The sequence below is a fragment of the Serratia sp. LSHTC3 genome (assembly GCF_057197125.1).
Genome location: NZ_JBXUNP010000002.1, coordinates 133,994 through 150,814, shown reverse-complemented (window position 1 = coordinate 150,814; position 16,821 = coordinate 133,994). Strand labels below are relative to the sequence as shown.

12 protein-coding genes are annotated in these 16,821 nt (G+C 63.5%); 1 reads left to right on the top strand and 11 read right to left on the bottom strand.

What is annotated here, in order from left to right; translation table 11 throughout:
• Positions 1–4: 4 nt before the first annotated feature.
• The 9 genes from uca to trpS all read right to left on the bottom strand — a co-directional run bounded on the left by uca (position 5) and on the right by trpS (position 13,891).
• On the bottom strand, positions 5–3,625 hold the full coding sequence (gene uca, locus AC2CGI_RS07940; RefSeq protein WP_075684838.1) for an urea carboxylase: 3,621 nt from the start codon (positions 3,623–3,625) through the stop codon (positions 5–7).
• Positions 3,626–3,627: 2 nt separating this feature from the next.
• The gene (gene atzF / locus AC2CGI_RS07935) at positions 3,628–5,457 is read right to left on the bottom strand and encodes an allophanate hydrolase (protein WP_075684830.1); all 1,830 of its coding nucleotides are present in this window, start codon (positions 5,455–5,457) and stop codon (positions 3,628–3,630) included.
• 223 nt (positions 5,458–5,680) lie between these two features.
• Positions 5,681–8,248, bottom strand: a complete 2,568-nt coding sequence (locus tag AC2CGI_RS07930) for a putative mucin/carbohydrate-binding domain-containing protein (RefSeq protein ID WP_015377096.1) — start codon at positions 8,246–8,248, stop codon at positions 5,681–5,683.
• 177 nt (positions 8,249–8,425) lie between these two features.
• Positions 8,426–8,890 carry a YehS family protein gene (locus tag AC2CGI_RS07925; protein ID WP_004939471.1) on the bottom strand — a complete coding sequence of 155 codons (465 nt, stop codon included), beginning with the start codon at positions 8,888–8,890 and terminating at the stop codon, positions 8,426–8,428.
• 230 nt (positions 8,891–9,120) lie between these two features.
• Positions 9,121–10,020, bottom strand: a complete 900-nt coding sequence (gene phnE, locus AC2CGI_RS07920) for a phosphonate ABC transporter, permease protein PhnE (protein ID WP_033633798.1) — start codon at positions 10,018–10,020, stop codon at positions 9,121–9,123.
• A complete protein-coding gene (gene phnE / locus AC2CGI_RS07915) occupies positions 10,017–10,880 on the bottom strand; it encodes a phosphonate ABC transporter, permease protein PhnE (RefSeq protein WP_021503954.1) in 864 nt (287 codons plus the stop codon). Before phnE (AC2CGI_RS07915) ends, phnE (AC2CGI_RS07920) begins: the two co-directional genes overlap by 4 nt.
• Before the next feature lie 78 nt (positions 10,881–10,958).
• Positions 10,959–11,891, bottom strand: coding sequence for a phosphonate ABC transporter substrate-binding protein (gene phnD, locus AC2CGI_RS07910; RefSeq protein WP_076740442.1), 933 nt, complete (start codon positions 11,889–11,891; stop codon positions 10,959–10,961).
• A 41-nt stretch (positions 11,892–11,932) separates the two neighbouring features.
• The gene (gene phnC / locus AC2CGI_RS07905; RefSeq protein ID WP_004939485.1) at positions 11,933–12,766 is read right to left on the bottom strand and encodes a phosphonate ABC transporter ATP-binding protein; all 834 of its coding nucleotides are present in this window, start codon (positions 12,764–12,766) and stop codon (positions 11,933–11,935) included.
• A gap of 117 nt (positions 12,767–12,883) precedes the next feature.
• A complete protein-coding gene (trpS, locus tag AC2CGI_RS07900) occupies positions 12,884–13,891 on the bottom strand; it encodes a tryptophan--tRNA ligase (protein WP_076740444.1) in 1,008 nt (335 codons plus the stop codon).
• Positions 13,892–14,181: 290 nt separating this feature from the next.
• Between trpS and AC2CGI_RS07895 the strand changes: the two genes are divergently transcribed.
• A complete protein-coding gene (locus AC2CGI_RS07895; RefSeq protein WP_021503956.1) occupies positions 14,182–15,057 on the top strand; it encodes an NAD(P)-dependent oxidoreductase in 876 nt (291 codons plus the stop codon).
• A gap of 32 nt (positions 15,058–15,089) precedes the next feature.
• On the opposite strand, the gene AC2CGI_RS07890 is transcribed toward AC2CGI_RS07895, so the two are convergent.
• Together AC2CGI_RS07890 and AC2CGI_RS07885 are read right to left on the bottom strand one after the other, a co-directional pair.
• Complete coding sequence (locus AC2CGI_RS07890; protein WP_015377091.1) at positions 15,090–15,617, bottom strand: cysteine hydrolase family protein; 528 nt, start codon at positions 15,615–15,617, stop codon at positions 15,090–15,092.
• 28 nt (positions 15,618–15,645) lie between these two features.
• Positions 15,646–16,749, bottom strand: coding sequence for a suppressor of fused domain protein (locus tag AC2CGI_RS07885; protein WP_021503957.1), 1,104 nt, complete (start codon positions 16,747–16,749; stop codon positions 15,646–15,648).
• Between the last annotated feature and the right edge of the window lie 72 nt (positions 16,750–16,821).

Sequence of the window (16,821 nt, the reverse complement as noted above, 5' to 3'; positions counted from 1 at the left end):
CCGTTCAGACCGCCTTTTCCAGCCACAGCAGGGCGTCGCCCGGCCCGACCGGCCGCCCCTGCCGGCAGCTGATGCGCTTAACGATCCCGGCGCGCGGCGCGGTGACCGCCAGCTCCATTTTCATCGCCTCGACCACGATCAGCGGCTGCCCGGCCGCCACCGCCTGCCCCGGTTCCACCAGGATCTTCCACACGCTGCCATTCAGATCGGCGCTGACCAGATCGCCGTCGATGGCGTCTTCTTCCTCCGGCGGCAACAGCTGCGCCTCGGCCTCGTCGTCATCGCTGCGCCAGCGCGCCACTTCGGCGCTGAACGCCTGCTGCTGGCGATGCTGGAAGTCGGCGATCGCCCCGGCGTTGTCGGCCAGGAAACGGGTGTAGGCGGCGAAGTCGAACTCGCTCTCGTCGATGCGCACCTGCATGCGCCCTTCGCGGAACGCTTCGCGCTGCTCGTCCAACTCTTGCTCGCTGACCGGGTAGAAGCGCACCTGATCGAAAAAGCGCAGCAGCCAGGGCTCACCGGCGGTGAACTGCGGGTTTTTGAGGAATTTGTTCCAGATCGGCAGCGTGCGCCCCACCAGCTGGTAACCGCCCGGCGAGTCCATGCCGTAGATGCACATGTACATGCCGCCGATGCCGACCGTCCCTTCGGCGGTATGGGTGCGCGCCGGGTTGTATTTGGAGCTCAGCAGGCGATGGCGCGGATCGAGCGGCACCGCGCAGGGCGCGCCGAGGTACACGTCCCCCAGCCCGAGGATCAGGTAGCTGGCGTCGAACAGAATGTCGCGCACCTGCTCGCGTCGGCTCAGGCCGTTGATGCGCTGAATGAAATCGACGTTGTTCGGCAGCCAGGGCGCCGAGGCGCGCACCGTCTGCTGATAGCGATCCACCGCCCCCAGCGTGGCCGAATCCTCGAACGCCATCGGCAGCCACACGGTGCGCGTCGGCACCTTCAGGCGGCTGACGTCCCCCAGCGCCCGTTCGCGCGCCAGCAGGCGCTGCAGCAGGTCGGCCTGGCTAATCTGCCGGCTGTCGTAGCGGATCTGCAGCGAACGCACGCCCGGAGACAGCTCCGCCACGCCCGGTATCGCCTCCTCACGCAGCGACTGCATCAGCAGATGAATGCGCAGGCGCAGCGCCAGATCGAGCACGTTGTCGCCGTACTCCATCAGGATGTAGCCGTCCCCCGCCTGGCGATACGCCACCGCCGGGCGCCCCTCCGCCGCCGGCAGCGCTGCCAGCACCGCGGCGGAAACGGTCTCCGCCGGGGCCAGATCCGGCGGCGGCAGGGTGATGGCCTTCACCGCCGCCAGCGCTTCGATGCTGCCGAGCTGCGCCTGCTCCAGCGACTGCGCCTGCCGGAAGCCGATCGGATGGAAACGGATGCGGTCGCCCGGCTTCACCTGCCCCACTTTCCACAGTTCGGCCTTGGCAATGGTCACCGGGCAGACGAAGCCGCCGAGGCTCGGCCCATCGCGGGTCAGGATCACCGGGAAGTCGCCGGTGAAGTTGATCGCGCCGATGGCGTACTCGCAGTCGTGCACGTTGGAAGGGTGCAAACCGGCTTCGCCGCCGTCCTCCCGCGCCCACTCGGGCTTCGGCCCCGCCAGGCGCACGCCGAGGCGGTTGGAGTTGTAATGCACCTGCCAGTCGGTGGCGAAGAAGGCCTCTATCGATTCGGCGGTGAAAAAGTCCGGCGCGCCGTGCGGCCCGTACAGCACGCCGATGTGCCATTGATCGCCGTAGTGCGGGATCAGGCTGTCGTCCATCGCCTGCGGCGCGGCGATCGGTGCCGGCGTGGTGCTGGCCGCCAGCGCCGGTTGGGCGATCGCCAGCATGTCCGCCACGCGCAAGGTGCGCCCGGCGTGGCCGCCGAACTGCCCGAGCGCGAAGGTAGAGCGGCTGCCGAGATATACCGGCACGTCGAAGCCGTTACGCACCGCCAGATAGGTACGGCAGCCGTGCGTAGCGCGCCCCAGCGTCAGCACCTGCCCGGCCCGCACCGTAATCGGCCGCCAATACGCAACCGCCTCGCCGTCCAGATCGGCCGGGCAGCTGGCGCCCGTCAGCGCGATGGTGGCGTCGCAGTGAAAGCGCAGCGTCGGCCCCTGCAGGGTAAACTCCAGCCCGGCCGCCGCCGGATGGTTGCCGACGATGCGGTTGGCCAGCCGAAACGCGAAGTCGTCCATCGGGCCGGACGGCGGCACGCCGATGTCCCAATAGCCGAGGCGGCCGGGATAATCCTGCACGCTGCTGTAGGTGCCGGGTTGCAGCACTTCGAGGCAGTGCGGCTGGAAACGCAAATCGTCCAGCAGGCGCGTCCAGACGTCGCCGCGCTGAAATTGCGGCGTGGCGATCACCTGCCGCAGATAGTCGAGGTTGGTGGCGATGCCGTGCAAACGGGTCGCCGCCAGCGCCACGCGCAGTTTTTCCAGCGCCTGCGCCCGATCGGCGCCGTGCACGATCAGCTTGGCGATCATCGGGTCGTAAAACGCCGAAACTTCGCTGCCGATCGCCACCCAGCCGTCGAGGCGCACGTCGTCAGGGAAATGCACCTCGGTCAGCACGCCGGGGCTGGGCTGGAAGTTTTTCAGCGGATCTTCGGCATAGAGGCGCACCTCGATCGCCGCGCCCTGCGGTGCGCGGCGCAACGCCGCCCAATCCAGCGCGTCGCCCGCCGCCACCTGCAGCATGCATGCGATCAGATCCAGGCCAGTGACCATTTCGGTAACCGGGTGCTCGACCTGTAAGCGGGTGTTCACTTCCAGGAAATAAAACTCGTCGCGCGCGGCGTCGTAAATGAACTCCACCGTGCCGGCGCTGCGGTAATTCACCGACTCGCCCAGCGCCACCGCCGCCCGATGCAGCGCCTGGCGGGTCGCCGCCGGCAGATGCGGCGCCGGGGTTTCCTCCACCACCTTTTGGTTGCGGCGCTGCAGTGAACAGTCGCGCTCGCCGAGCGCCGCCACCTGCCCCTGGCCATCGCCGAAAATCTGCACCTCGACGTGGCGCGCCCGATCGACGAAGCGTTCGATAAAGGCGCCGGCGTCGCGGAAGAACTGCTCCCCCAGCCGTTTGACGCTGTCGTACGCGTCGCGCAGCGCCGCCTCGTCGTCACAGCGCGTCAGGCCGATGCCGCCACCACCGGCGGTGCTTTTCAGCATCACCGGGTAGCCGATGCGCGCGGCGGCGGCGACCGCCTGCTCAACGCTCTCCAGCAAGCCGGTGCCCGGCGTCATCGGCACCCCGGCCAACGCCGCCAGCTCGCGCGCCCGGTGCTTGAGGCCGAACTCGCGCATCTGCGCCGCCGTCGGGCCGATAAAGGCAATGCCCGCCGCCTCGCAGGCCTCGGCAAACTCGGCGCTCTCGGACAAAAAGCCGTATCCGGGGTAGATCGCCTGCGCGCCGGTGGCCGCCGCGGCCGCGAGGATCTTGTCGATGCGCAGGTAACTGTCGGCGGCCTTGTCGCCGCCGAGCGCCACCGCCCTGTCGGCCTCGGTGACGTGCGGCGCATTGCGGTCGGCGTCGGAATAAACCGCCACGCTGGTGACGCCCAGGCGTTTCAGGGTGCGAATGGCGCGGCAGGCGATTTCGCCGCGGTTAGCGATCAGTACGGTAGTAAACATGTTCATGCCCCCTTAATGCTGACGAGATAGTCGCGCCAGCCGCCAAACTCAGTGATATCCGTGGCGCCTTCCAGCGCCCAGGCTTCGCAGATAAACCCCTTCACCCGCCGGCCGTCCGCCAGCAGCAGCGTGCCGATGCCCAATGGCGCCGGGATTTCCGCCACAAACTCGCCAAAACGGGCCAGCGGGATGTCCCACAGCTCTACGCGGATCGCCGCCCCCTGCGCCGCGCGCGCCAGCCCCGGCTTCGGCGGATCGGTATCGGCCAGCGCGTAGAGGCGATAACAGGGGGCGGTGACGGTTTGCTCTACCCACACCGCGTCGCGCTGCGTCAGCTGGGCGTTGAGCGGCATGCCGCTAAGGTGAGCGCCTACTACCGCCAGACGCACGTGTCCCGAAGACGGGGCCGGCGCCGGCTGCGGCGGCAATGCCCGGCCGATAGCGCCGAGCGGCAAGGCGCTTTGCCGTTGCCAGCGCAGGCCAAACGCCGCCAGCGCCCGGTCATGCCAGGCGGGCGCAATCAGGGTGATGCCCGCCGGCAGACCGTCTTCGCGCAGCGGTCCCGGCAGCGCCAGCGCGCTCAGATCGGCCAGGTTGGTGAAATTGGTGTAAGTGCCGAACTGCGAATTGAACAGCACCGGTTCCTGCGCCATCTCCGCCAGGGTGCGGATAGTGGGCGCGGTCGGCACCACCAGCGCGTCGAACGGCGCCAGCCGCTGGGCGATCTGCCGCGCCAGCTCGGCGCGCAGGTATTCCGCCTTGTAGGCGTCGCAGGCGCTGTAGCCGAGGCCGTTACCAACGATGCCGCGCACCACCGGATCGATAGCCTGCGGGTTCGCTTCCAGCACCTGCTCAATGGCTACCGTGCGCTCCGCTACCCAGGGGCCGTAATACAGCTGTTCCGCCAGGGTGCGAAACGGCGCGAAATCGAGGGGTTCCAGCGTGGCGCCGCCCGCCTGCAGCTGCGCCAGCGCTCGGTGAAACGCCCGCTCGGCCTGCACGTCGCCGAAAAACTCCAGCTGGGCGGGAACGGCGAAACGCGGCGCGGCGGGGATATCCGCCGGCGCGGTATGCGGATCGGCGCGGGAATACGGATCTGCCGCGTCAAAGCCGCTCGCCAGCTCCGCCACCTGCGCGGCATCGGCCACCGTCAGCGCGAAGATCGAAACGGTGTCGTTCAACCGGCAGGCCGGCACCACGCCGCGATTGGACAACCGCCCTTTGGTCGGCTTCAGCCCGACGATGTTGTTGAACCCGGCGGGCACGCGCCCCGAACCGGCGGTATCGGTGCCCAGCGCGAACGGCACCAGGCCGCGCGCCACCACCGAAGCGGAGCCGGAACTGGAACCGCCGCTGACGTAGCGGCTGTCGAAGCTGTTGACCACCGCGCCATAAGGTGAGCGGGTGCCCACCAACCCGGTAGCGAACTGGTCGAGGTTGGTTTTACCGAGGGCGATCGCCCCGGCGGCGCGCAGGTGGGCGACCACGGTGGCGTCCGCCGCGGCCTGATAGGTGAACGCCGGGCAGGCGGCGCTGGTCGGCCAGCCGCCGACGTCGATATTGTCTTTGATGGCAAAGGGCACGCCGAACAGCGGCAGGCGGCTGAGATCGCCGGCGACCGCTTCGAGCCTCTGCGCCAGCTGCCGATACTGCTGCTCGCGCTGCGCCGACGTGGCGAGATACAGCCAGGCGTTATCGTCCGGGTTCAGGCCGGCGACCAGCGTTTCGATCGTCGCACTGACGCAGGCAAGGCGCTCGCCCGCCGGACGGGTTTGATAATGGTGCTGCCATTCACTGAGGGTAAAACCGCACGCTTCAACAGGTTCGCTCATCGGCTGAATTCCATCTGGTACACAAGATGGGATCCAACAGAGCAACCGTCGTGCCAATTTTTAATCTCATGATTTCAATAAATTATAATTAAAACTTATGACAGCGGCGGGAAACGGGCTGCACCAGCGGTGCGCAGCGGAAGAACAAAAAGAGTGCAATGGCGGGATGACGCAGAGGAAAAAACGGGGCGGCGACACTCGCCGCCCCGCAGGCCGATGGGGATCAGTCGTTGATGCGTTTCAAACCGACCGGCGTAATGCAGTAGGTCTGTTGCTTGCCCTTCTCCGTCAGCCGCAGGTGCTGCATTTCGTTGACGATCGCCAAGCGGTTGTCCGGCTCTTCATGCCGCAGTTGAATCACTTCACCGCCGTAACCCGACAGCGGCAACACCCAGGTTTTGGCCGGTTGATTCTGGCTGCCGATGACGTCGTAACTGAGCAAGACATTGCCGTCCGCATCCGTCACGCTGAGGAAGGCGTAGCTGTCGGCAAAGTAGTGGTGAGCAATCCCCGCCGCCAGCGTGACAGTAACGGTTTTCTTCACCAGATCGATGGCGCCGGTCAGGAACTGGCGATCGCCGATCCCTTTGGCAGCCACGGTAAACGCATTGCCGACGTTGGCACCCGGCGGCGTATTGTCGGCCGGCAGGCAATCCCGATAGGTCGCCAACAGTGACTCGCGCTGCGGCTCGGCAAAGGCGCCGATCGCCAGATAAATATCATCTTTGAACGACGATGATGGCGCATAGTAAGCCGGCAGCAGATGGCGCAAACGCTGCGCCGCCTGTTCCAGGCGCGCCAGCAGCGCTTGTTCAGGATCGCCGGACAGCGCCGGGTTTTTCAGCCCGCTTTTTTCGATACGCAGCACGTTGGTTTTGTTTTTATTATCGATAACCCCGGTCGCCGCCGGATTCAGGCGCACCCGACTCGGCTCCACATGGTAAATCTCGATGTCATCGCCCTCGGCAAACGGCAGCTCGTCATGACTTAAGGTAGCCTGAGTGCCCTGAATCTCCTTGCTGAAGCGCACCGCGCCCTGCCGATCGCGCAGCGTCACCCGTGCATAGGTTTCACCCGGGAAGTAGGCGTGCGGCGTGGTGCTGGTCACGTCAACCACCACCGCTCCTTTGGCGCGATCGACGACCACGGTGGCAAAGACCGCATCGCTCAGGCCCAACAGATTGATCTCCTGAGAAACGATCGGCGAAGCGGCTTTGCGCTCAAAGCGAAGCGTCACCGCGTTTTTCCCCTGTTTCACCGTCAGGTATTCCGCCGTCGGCCGATATTTACGATCTTTACCGGTCGGCAACCGCAAGGTATACACGCCGACCGGCAGCGCGGTCAGCGCCAAGGTCGGCGTGTCGATACGGACTTTGTGGGCATAGCGCGCCCCTTCCATCAGGATCAGGTCTTCACCGTAGATCTGCGCAAAGTCATCGATATCCAGACTCAGGGTGACGTCGCCTTTCAGCCCGCTGGCCTTGAGCTGGCAGGAGTCGACCAGCCGCAGCGAGGAATCCAGCTTCAGCTGCGCCTGCACCGCCGGCAGACTCTGCGCGTCCACCAGTTGATACAGCGGATACACCGCCTTGGCGTGGCTGAACGCGTTGCGATCGCGCTGCGCTTGGGTGATCACGCCGCCGGTCAGCTCGACGAACGGCGTCACGTCGATCTGCTCACCGGCCGCGGCGAAGCTTGCCGACAGCAGATCCAGCAAGGCATGTTCCGACGGCACGAAGCCCGGCGTGTTGCAGCTTTGACGATATTGCTGATTAAAGTGCGTGAAGGCGTTCTTGCCTGCCTTGTCGACCATCAGCATCGCGAAGAACAGCTTGGAGCGCAGATCCCACTGGTTGAGCGGCGTGCCCTGAGCGATCAGATCGATGATTTTCTTCTCGACGCCGGCCGCGTTGCCGTAGTTATACAGCCACCCCTCCTGGTACTTGCGTTCCCCCAGCATCACGTCCTGATAGCAAGCGGCATAAATATTGTTCCACATTTCACCGGTGGAGAAATATTTGTCGCCCATAAAGTGCCCCTGATAGCCGTGCGCGATCTCATGCAGGCTGCCCCAGTTGCTGTCTTTCGGCGTCAGCCAGAAGCTGCTGACCGAGTTGCTGGTTTCCGCCGTCCAGCGGCCGCCGTAATACGCGGCGCCGGCGCCATGCTTATCGGCCTTCATAAAGTAGCGGTTGCGAATATTGCGATCGGATTCGTGTTCAGCCTCGAACGAGACGCCGGTCAGCGCATTGTAGAAAGTGAAAATGCGATCGTAGTAGGCGATCAGCCCGTCGATGTTTTTCGCGTCGCCCAGCGACTTCAGCGCCGGTTTACTGATTTTCGGCACCAGCAACACTGCGTACTCCGCATCGACCAGGGCAAACTCGGCGTCCCGATCGTCCCAGCGGGCAAAGAACGCGGCTTCGTTTTCGCCACGGCGATAAACCGGCAGCGCTTTCGCCGTGTCCGGGTACTCGAACTCCAGCACCGGCTCGCCCTGCCCATACGGCGTATCGATGAACGGCACCGAGACGGCATTGACCTGGGCCTCGACCCAGCTCGCGCCAACGCTGAATTCCGCCTCCGTTTTGCTGTCGTCATTCAGCAAGCGCAGCGTGAGCTTGCCGGTAAACGCCGCGTTGGTCTGGCGCACTCGCAGCACCTGCCCGGCGGCGAGAATGATGCCCAGGTGCTGGCGATCGTGATCGATGCCTTTGCTCATGCCTGCCGCATCCAGCCAGACAGGCCGGGTCAACGTGTAAAGTGATTGGGTTTTCGTGATGGTTGGCATCCTGCTTTCCTCATGGTTTGGGTGATTGAATTGACCATGAAAAAGTAACCGGATAGGCGGCACGCCCTCCATCGATGACGGATGGCTGAGGGCCAGTACAACAACGGCGGGCGGGAGAAAGATAATAAAAAAGGCGCAACCTTGCGATTGCGCCTGATGTTCGATGAACGCTGCGCGTTACTCGCCGCGAACGCGCTGCGCCAGCCCTTTGAGGAAGTAGCGCAGCATCTGATCGCCGCACGGGCGGTAGTTCTTGGTGCCCTCTTTGCGGAACAGCGCGCTCAGCTCCGGCTTGGAGATGCGGAAATCCACCGCGGTGAAAATCTGGTGCATGTCGGTGTCTTTCAGCTCGAACGCCACGCGCAGCTTTTTCAGCACCAGGTTGTTGGTGATTGGCAGCTCAACCGCCGGCGCCGGGAACTTGTCGTCCTTGCCGCGTTTGAAGAACACCAGGCCGTTGAGGAAGTGCGCCATCACTTCGTCCGGGCACTTCTCGTAGCCCGGCTCGCCTTCTTTGATCACGTAAGCGTCCATCGCCGACACCGCCACCTCGAAATCGTCCAGTTTGATAATCTCGACCATTTTGGCGTTGTTAATGCTCAGCATATAGCGCACGCTGCGCAGCACGTCGTTGTTCATCATGGGATTGCATTGCCTTATTTGTCTAACGGGGACGTGCGCATTGTAAAAAAATGCCCCATACCCAAAATAATTGGAGTTGCATCGCGGCGGCAAATTTGTAAGCCCCCGGAGCATAGTTAACTATGTGACCGGGGCGCGCAAATGCAGCCAACAAAGAGGCAGCTCCAAGTATGACGGGTATGGCCGCACACCTTGAATGTGCGGCAGTATAGGGATCGGCAAGGGGTTTCTCAATCGATTTGGCTTTTTTGCTGATACAGCGGGATGTCTTCGCCGATGATGTACTTGTTGCGCAGCAGCGACGAGACCTTGTCCATGATCATCACCACCACCACCAGGATCAGGGTGATGAACATCACCACGTCCCAGTTCCACAGCCGCATGTTCTCCGCGTACACCAGGCCGATGCCGCCGGCACCGACGAAACCCAGCACCGCCGCAGAGCGGGTGTTGGATTCGATCTGGTACAGGCTGAGCGCCAGGAAGGTGGGGAACGACTGGGTGAAGATGCCGTAGCGGTGCTTCTGCAACCCGTTGGCGCCCACCGCCGTCAGGCCGCGGCTCGGGGACTTGTCCACCGCCTCGTGCCCTTCGGCGTACAGTTTGCCCAGCAGCCCGACATCCTGCATCACGATAGCCAACACCCCGGCCAGCGGCCCCATGCCGACGGCGCGCACGAAGATCAGCCCCCAGATCGCCATATCGATACCGCGCAGCACGTCCAGCAAGCGGCGCACCAGCACCGAAATTGGCCGCAGCAACGGCGTCGACATCACGTTGCGCGCGGCGAAGAACGACAGCGGCAGCGCGATCAGCGACGCGGTGATGGTGCCGGCAAACACGATGGCGATGGTGATGCCAATCTGCTGGAAGTAGTACATGAACGGCCAGTTGGCGAAGTCATGCCAGACGAACATGCGCAGGAAATAGCGCCCCAGCTGCTGGCAGCCGTTGATAAACTGCGGCCAACTAATGCCGAAGACCAGGAAGAAGAACACGTAGTACAGCACGATCGCCAAGGCGATCAGGCCGACGGTGCGCAGGTAACGCCCCTGCTGCGCGAAGATCGCCGGATGCTGCTGTTTTAGCTGGCGCAGCGTTTCCGCCGACGCCGGAGTGCCCGCTGTCATTTTGCCCCCTCCACCACGCGCTTGCGCAGCTCGCCCGACACATAGTCGAGCACGGAAACCACCACGATGATCAGCAGCAGCGTCATGCTGACCTGATCGTAGCGGTCGAGTTTAATGTTGGTCATCAGCTCCTGGCCGATGCCGCCCGCCCCCACCAGCCCCAAAATGGTCGACTGGCGAAAGTTGATCTCCAGCCGCATGAAGCTGTAGGAGAGAAACACCGGCTTCACCTGCGGCCACAGGCCAAAGCGCATGCGCTGCAGCGGCGTGGCGCCGCAGGCCGCCAGCCCGCGCACCGGTTTGTTGGAGGCGGTTTCGATCGATTCGTAGAACAGCTTGGTCAGGCTGCCGATGGTGTGCAGCGCCAGCGCCAGGAAGCCGGGAATGGCGCCGATGCCGAACGCCATCACGAACATCACCGCCCACGCCAGCTCCGGCATGGTGCGCAGAAACGCCACCAGCGTGCGGATCGCCAGCCGCACCGAGGCCGGAGTATAGGTGTTGCCGGCCGCCAGGAACGCCAGCACGGTCGCCACCAGCACCGAAAAAATGGTCGCCGCCAGCGCCAGCTGCAGGGTCTCCCAGATCAGCGGCAACTGGATGTTCAGGCGATAGCCCCAATAGGCCAGCGAGCCTTCGGTGCGCCCGTCGGCGAACAGCAGGTGCCAGTGCAGCGTCGGCACGGTTTCGGCCAGATAGTCGAAGAAGTGCGGAATAGACACCCAGACGGTGTGCAGGTTGAACTCGGCGAGGTTGCCGGCGCCCAGGTACAGCACCACCAGCCCGAGCGACCACAGCAGCGCTTCGCGCTTTTGCTTGCTGCGGATCCGTTGGTAATAGTGTGCGAAATCGGTATTCAAAACAGGTCTTCCATCGTTATGGAACAAGGGGTTCAGCATGCTGAACCCCTTCATTCGGGCGGCCGAGGCAGCCGGGAATCAACGGTCGCCTTTGGTCAGCTCGCGCTTCATATCGATGATGGTCTGGTATTCCGCCAGGGTGGTGTCGCCGATGTGCTGTTTGCCGCCCATCGCTTTGATAAAGCACGCGTGATCGTCTTTATCCAGCTTCTTGATGGCGGTGACCACTTTGGCCTTAAAGTCGGCCGGCAGCGAGTTGCTCACCAGGATCGGGCCGTTCGGGATCAGCGGCGACTGCCAGATGATGCGGATCTGTTTCATCAGGTCCGGGTGATCCATGCGGATCATGCGGGTGAACGCGCCGCTGGTGTAGCCGGTGTTGTAGTCGCCGATCATCGACGCCCAGGTCACCGCGCCTTCAAACTGGCCGTTCAGCACGCCGAGGATGTCCTGCTCGTGGCCGCCGGAGAAGGTGACGCTGGAGAAGGTGTTGTTGTATTTGTTGTCGACCGTGCCGCCGAACAGCTTTTTAAACGCCTGGTTCGGGATCAGGAAGCCGGAGGTGGAGTCCGGATCGGCGAAGCCGATGGCCTTGCCCTTCAGGTCTTCCAGTTTCTGGTATGGGCTGCCGGCCTTCACCACCACCACCGAATGGTAGCCGCGCGACTGGTCGACGTCGTCGACCGCGATGCCGACGATGTCCACCGCTTTCGGATCCTTGATGTAGACCGAGGCGAACGACGACGGCGACATGCTCAGCACCAGGTCAATCTTGCCGCCCAGCAGGCCCTGGATCACGCCGGAATAGTCGGACGAGTTGCGCAGCTTGGTATCGACGTTCAACTCTTTATCCAGGAACTGCTTCACGCACTGGTTATCGCCGATCTGCTGGGTGGCGTTCTGGCCGCCGAGAATGCCCAGGTTCAGCTCTTTCGGCGTATCCGCTGCGGCAGCATTAAATACCATCATCGCGCCGGCCATCAGGGTGGTCAGACTCAATACTTTTTTCATTAGGTGTGCCTTGTGTGTAAAGGGTAAAGGTCAAAAGTGCTTCAATGGATCTGATTGGCTTCTTCGCCATACAGCTGGTGCAGGATCCGCTCGTTCAGTTGCGAAGGATGCCCGTCAAACACGATCTTCCCGTGGGCGATGCCGATCACCCGCGAGCAATACTCTTTCACCAGTTCGACCGAGTGCAGGTTCACCATCACCGCGATGCCGTCTTCGCTGATTTTCTGCAGCGCGTCCATGATGCGGCGGGTGTTTTTCGGATCGAGCGACGCCACCGGCTCATCGGCCAGCAGGATTTGCGGATTTTGCATCAGCGCGCGGCAGATGGCGACGCGCTGCATCTGGCCGCCGGAGAGGTGCTCGGCGCGCTGCAGCGCGTGCGGCAGCATGTTGAGCCACTGCAACAGCTCGATGGCGCGAGCGCGGTCGGCGTCATCGAACAGTTTGAAGAAGGATTTCAGGGTGGAGGTGTGGCTCAGGCGCCCCAGCAGCACGTTGGTCATCACGTCCAGCCGCGGCACCAGGCAGAAGTCCTGGAAGATCATGCCGCAGCGCGCGCGCCACTGGCGCATCTGGCGGCCGGCAAGCTGGGCGATATCCTGCGCCACGCCATCGTCTTCGAAGTGCAGCATCTCGCCGCAGCTGGAAGGAATGGTGCCGTTGAGGGTGTGCAACAGCGTGGACTTGCCCGCGCCGGAACGGCCGATCACCGCCACGAACTCGCCGGCGTGCAGATCGAAATTGATGTCATCCAGCACGCGCTGCTGCGCTTTGTAGGCCTTGCCGAGTCCCTTTACCGATAACACTTTGCGGGATGCGGCGGCGTGCTGCCCTGGGAACTCGTGCTGCGCCAATTTTAACAGTGCCTGAGCCATATGATTTCTCTGGTTTCAGTGGCTAATCATTATGGGCACCTATTAACGAATAAGTTTATGACAGTGGGATGATGGTTTTATGGCCGGGGCGTGACGCGTGCCGCCCCGGCGTGCGCATCATTCCAGGCTAAAGAAGTCCAGCCCCAGCGCCGCCTTGACCTGCTGCAGCGTCTGCCGGCTGACCTGATGCGCGCGGCGGGTGCCATGCTGCAGGATGCGCGTCAGCTCGCCTTTATCGGCGATGAATTCGGCGCGGCGGGTGCGGATCGGCTCGAGCAGGCTCTGCAGGCAATCCTCCAGCAGCCGTTTGATTTTCACGTCCCCCAATCCGCCGCGCCGGTAGTGCGCCTTCAGCTCCGCCAGCAGCGCGGCGTCTTCGCAGAAGGCGTCCAGATAGGTGAACACCATGTTGCCCTCCACCCGGCCGGGATCGCTGACGTTGAGATGACCGGGATCGGTGAACATGCTCATCACCGCCTTGTGCACCTCGTCGGCGCCGGCGCCAAGCGGGATGGCGTTGCCGCGCGATTTCGACATCTTGCCCTGCCCATCCAGCCCCGGCAGACGCCCGACGTTGCTCAACAGCGGCTGGCACTCCGTCAGCACCGGTTGGCCGACGATGTGGTTGAAGCGCCGCACGATCTCGTTGGTTTGCTCCAGCATCGGCAACTGATCCTCGCCGACCGGCACGTGGGTGGCGCCAAAGGCGGTGATGTCCGCCGCCTGGCTGACCGGATAGATCAAAAAGCCGGCCGGCAGGCTGCGGGCGAAATCCTTCTCGGCGATTTCACTTTTCACCGTCGGGTTGCGTTCCAGCCGCGCCACGCTGACCAGATTGAGGTAGTACATCGTCAGCTCGGCCAACGCCGGCAGCGCCGACTGCAGGCAAATGGTGGTCTTGTGCGGATCGATGCCGACCGCCAGATAGTCAGCCACTACGTTGAGCACGTTGGTGCTGATTTTTTGCGGATTGTTGCCGTTGTCGGTCAGGCCCTGCAAATCCGCCACCATCACCGTTTGGTTATGCTGGTGCTGCAGTTCCACGCGCTGGCGCAGCGAGCCGACGAAGTGCCCTAAATGCAGTGGGCCGGTGGCGCGATCGCCGGTAAGAATGGTGTAGCTCATGACAGTGCTCCTGAAGGTCTGTAGACCGCCGGATCAACGCCACAAAAAATAATGCCGCCAAACCGGCGGCATTAAAAAGAGATGTGAATACTCGTGCCGCCTCAGAAGAGGCGCCACCATGACTGATTGTGGGTGGAGTGCATCGATATATTCATAGCATCAAGGTATACCCGCTGCGGCAGCGCGTCAATAACCCGCCGCCGATGCGTAAGACGACGTTACATTCCGGCATTTGCGTTCCTGGCCCGGCGCGCTAGGGTAAAACCTTCAACCTGAAAAAGGAGCGCATGATGAAGATCGGATTTGCCGGACTGGGTGGGATGGGCAGCGCCATGGCGGCCAACCTGTTGCAGGCGGGCTTCGCCTTAACGGTATGGAACCGCTCGCCGCAGGCGGCGCAGCCGCTGGTGAGCGCCGGCGCGCGGCAGGCCGAGCGGCCGGAACAGTTGGCCGATGCCGACGTGCTGATCACCATGCTGGCCGACGATGCCGCCACGCAACAGGTGGTGGTGGACAGCGGATTGCTGCAGCGAATGAAACCGGGCGCGCTGCATATCAATATGGCGACCATCTCGGTCGAACTCGCCAAACGCCTGACGACGCTGCATGAGGAACACGGCATCGGCTATCTCGCCGCGCCGGTGCTGGGCCGGGTCGACGTGGCCGCCGCCGGCAAGCTGAATATTCTGGCGGCCGGCGATAGCGAGCGGCTGAAGCAAGCGCAGCCGCTGTTCGATGCCCTCGGCCAGAAAACCTGGCACTTCGGCGCCGATCCGGCGCAGGCCAACGTGGTCAAGATCGCCACCAACTTTACCTTGGCCAGCGCCATTGAAGCGATGGCGGAAGGCAGCGCGCTGGTGCGCAACTACGGCGTGTCCGGCGCCGACTACCTGCAGATGCTGAGCAGCACCGTCTTCGCTGCCCCGGCCTATCAGGGCTATGGCGCGCTGATCGCCGCCGAGAAGTATTCACCCGCCGGATTCCGGCTGGCGCTGGGGCTGAAGGACGTCGGGCTGGCGCTGGCCGCCGGTGCCGACAGCCATACGCCGATGCCGTTCGCCGGGGTGCTGAAAGACAACTTCCTCGACGCGATGGCGCAGGGGGATGCGGATCTGGACTGGGCGGCGCTGGCCAAGGTGGCGGCGCGGCGGGCGGGCCTGAAATAACGAACGGGGGCATTGGCCCCCGTTTTCCGTTCTCAGAACACAATGTCCGCCGCGGGCACCGCGCGGATCGGCACGCCGAAGCTGTCGATATTCGACAGCGTCTCGTTATGGTGGGTGCGGATCAGCAGGCCGTCGGCATAGGATTTGTCGTGGCAGGTATGCGCATCCGCCGCCAGCGTCACCGGATAGCCGCGCGCCGCCGCGCTGCGCACCGTGGTATCGATGCAAAACGGCGTGGAGTAGCCGCACACCACCAGCTGCGATACGCCGTTGGCGATCAGTAACGCGCCGAGCGAGGTGCGCAGGAACGAGTCCGGCGTGGTTTTCTCCACCCGATGGTCGCCCGGCGCCACCGTCAGCGCCGCGAGCACTTGCCAGGCGGCGCTGCCGTGCGGCAACTCATCGTCCGGCGTATGGTGCTGAATGACGACAACCGGCGCACCGGCCCGGCGGGCGCGCTCGCTCAGCTGATTGATGCGCGCAACGGTGCCCGCGGCATCCGCCGGCGGCGGCGTAAACAACCCTTCCTGCACATCGATAATCAACAGCGCGGTGGTCATGGCGGCTCCTGAAGAAAAGATAAGCGCGTCAGCACACCGGCTGGCGCGGGCGGAAAATATGGTCGACGCCCTGCTCGCGCAGCCTGTGCACCAGATCGTGCCCGCCATTCGGCGTGGCGTGCGCCAATTGGCGCTCGGCGGTAAACACCGGGCTGGCCCAGAACAGGTTAACCGGATCGCCATACTGCTGCGGCAGAGCCAGGTGCGCGTGATGCGGGTAGAAGGACGACGATAAAATATAGCCCTCATAGCCCAGCGGCGCCACGTCGGACTCCAGCGTATGTCCTTCGCCGATCCAGGTCAGCCGCGCCCACGGCGCATGAGCGAAACCGGCCAGCGCGCTGGCCATCTGCACCGCGTTGTCTTCGGTCATGTATTGACTGTCGATGGCGATCGCCATCTCCATGCGGCGATAGCGCGAAGCCTCGTCGTTGAACAGGATCTCCACCCACGGCATCGGCCGGATGCTGACCCCCATGGTGAGGAAGTAATAGATGCCGTCGCGTTCGTGCTGGGTGATGGCCATCGGCGGCCACTTGCCCTGATCGATGGCGTAGTATTTTACCGAAGGGCCGAAATGCGGCTCATAGCGCGCCTGAAAATCGCGCTGCATCTTCGGCCACGGATTGCCCTCTTCACGCTGCCAGCTGCGCCAAAACTGGCGGGTGCTTTCCGCCAGCGCATATTGGGTGTTGGTCGAGGCCGAACCGAGCGGATAGGCCAGTGGGCTCTCCTTGATACAGCTGGCCGAATAGCACACCGAATGATCGATATACAGGCTCCAGCCGGGGATCACCGCCAACAGTTGGCCGTAATACCACAGGGCCGCGCCGTCGTCGCTTTCGCTCCACACCACCATCAGCCCTTCCGGGTTCAGCGGCGCTTCCCCTTCCAGGTTGCGGCAAAACTCCGCCGCCAGCATCGGCGGCTGCCCTTGTTCCAGCGCGGCGCGATCCTCCTGCAGCGGCGCGGCGGCCAGATTGCGCAGCCAACAGGCGCGCACCTGATAGCGATCGCTGTAGGCTTCGGCGGGATAGATGTAAAAATAGGCTGCCCGGTGATCTTGCTGAACCACCGCGACCAGCGTCTGGTTCTCATTGCTGACTTCAGCAAGTACGTATGACTCGTTCATATCACCTCAATAGGGTCAGGGCGCGGCAGAATCGGCTGCGCGCCAAAAATGGAATGTGGCTTTGCCCCAAGT

What these genes read in the sequence shown, in the direction of transcription:
- phnE (WP_033633798.1), bottom strand. Translation starts at nt 10,020, where the DNA reads ATGACAGCGGGCACTCCGGCGTCGGCGGAAACGCTGCGCCAGCTAAAA.
- AC2CGI_RS07885 (WP_021503957.1), bottom strand. Translation starts at nt 16,749, where the DNA reads ATGAACGAGTCATACGTACTTGCTGAAGTCAGCAATGAGAACCAGACG.
- phnD (WP_076740442.1), bottom strand. Translation starts at nt 11,891, where the DNA reads ATGAAAAAAGTATTGAGTCTGACCACCCTGATGGCCGGCGCGATGATG.
- AC2CGI_RS07890 (WP_015377091.1), bottom strand. Translation starts at nt 15,617, where the DNA reads ATGACCACCGCGCTGTTGATTATCGATGTGCAGGAAGGGTTGTTTACG.
- atzF (WP_075684830.1), bottom strand. Translation starts at nt 5,457, where the DNA reads ATGAGCGAACCTGTTGAAGCGTGCGGTTTTACCCTCAGTGAATGGCAG.
- AC2CGI_RS07930 (WP_015377096.1), bottom strand. Translation starts at nt 8,248, where the DNA reads ATGCCAACCATCACGAAAACCCAATCACTTTACACGTTGACCCGGCCT.
- phnC (WP_004939485.1), bottom strand. Translation starts at nt 12,766, where the DNA reads ATGGCTCAGGCACTGTTAAAATTGGCGCAGCACGAGTTCCCAGGGCAG.
- AC2CGI_RS07895 (WP_021503956.1), top strand. Translation starts at nt 14,182, where the DNA reads ATGAAGATCGGATTTGCCGGACTGGGTGGGATGGGCAGCGCCATGGCG.
- uca (WP_075684838.1), bottom strand. Translation starts at nt 3,625, where the DNA reads ATGTTTACTACCGTACTGATCGCTAACCGCGGCGAAATCGCCTGCCGC.
- AC2CGI_RS07925 (WP_004939471.1), bottom strand. Translation starts at nt 8,890, where the DNA reads ATGATGAACAACGACGTGCTGCGCAGCGTGCGCTATATGCTGAGCATT.
- trpS (WP_076740444.1), bottom strand. Translation starts at nt 13,891, where the DNA reads ATGAGCTACACCATTCTTACCGGCGATCGCGCCACCGGCCCACTGCAT.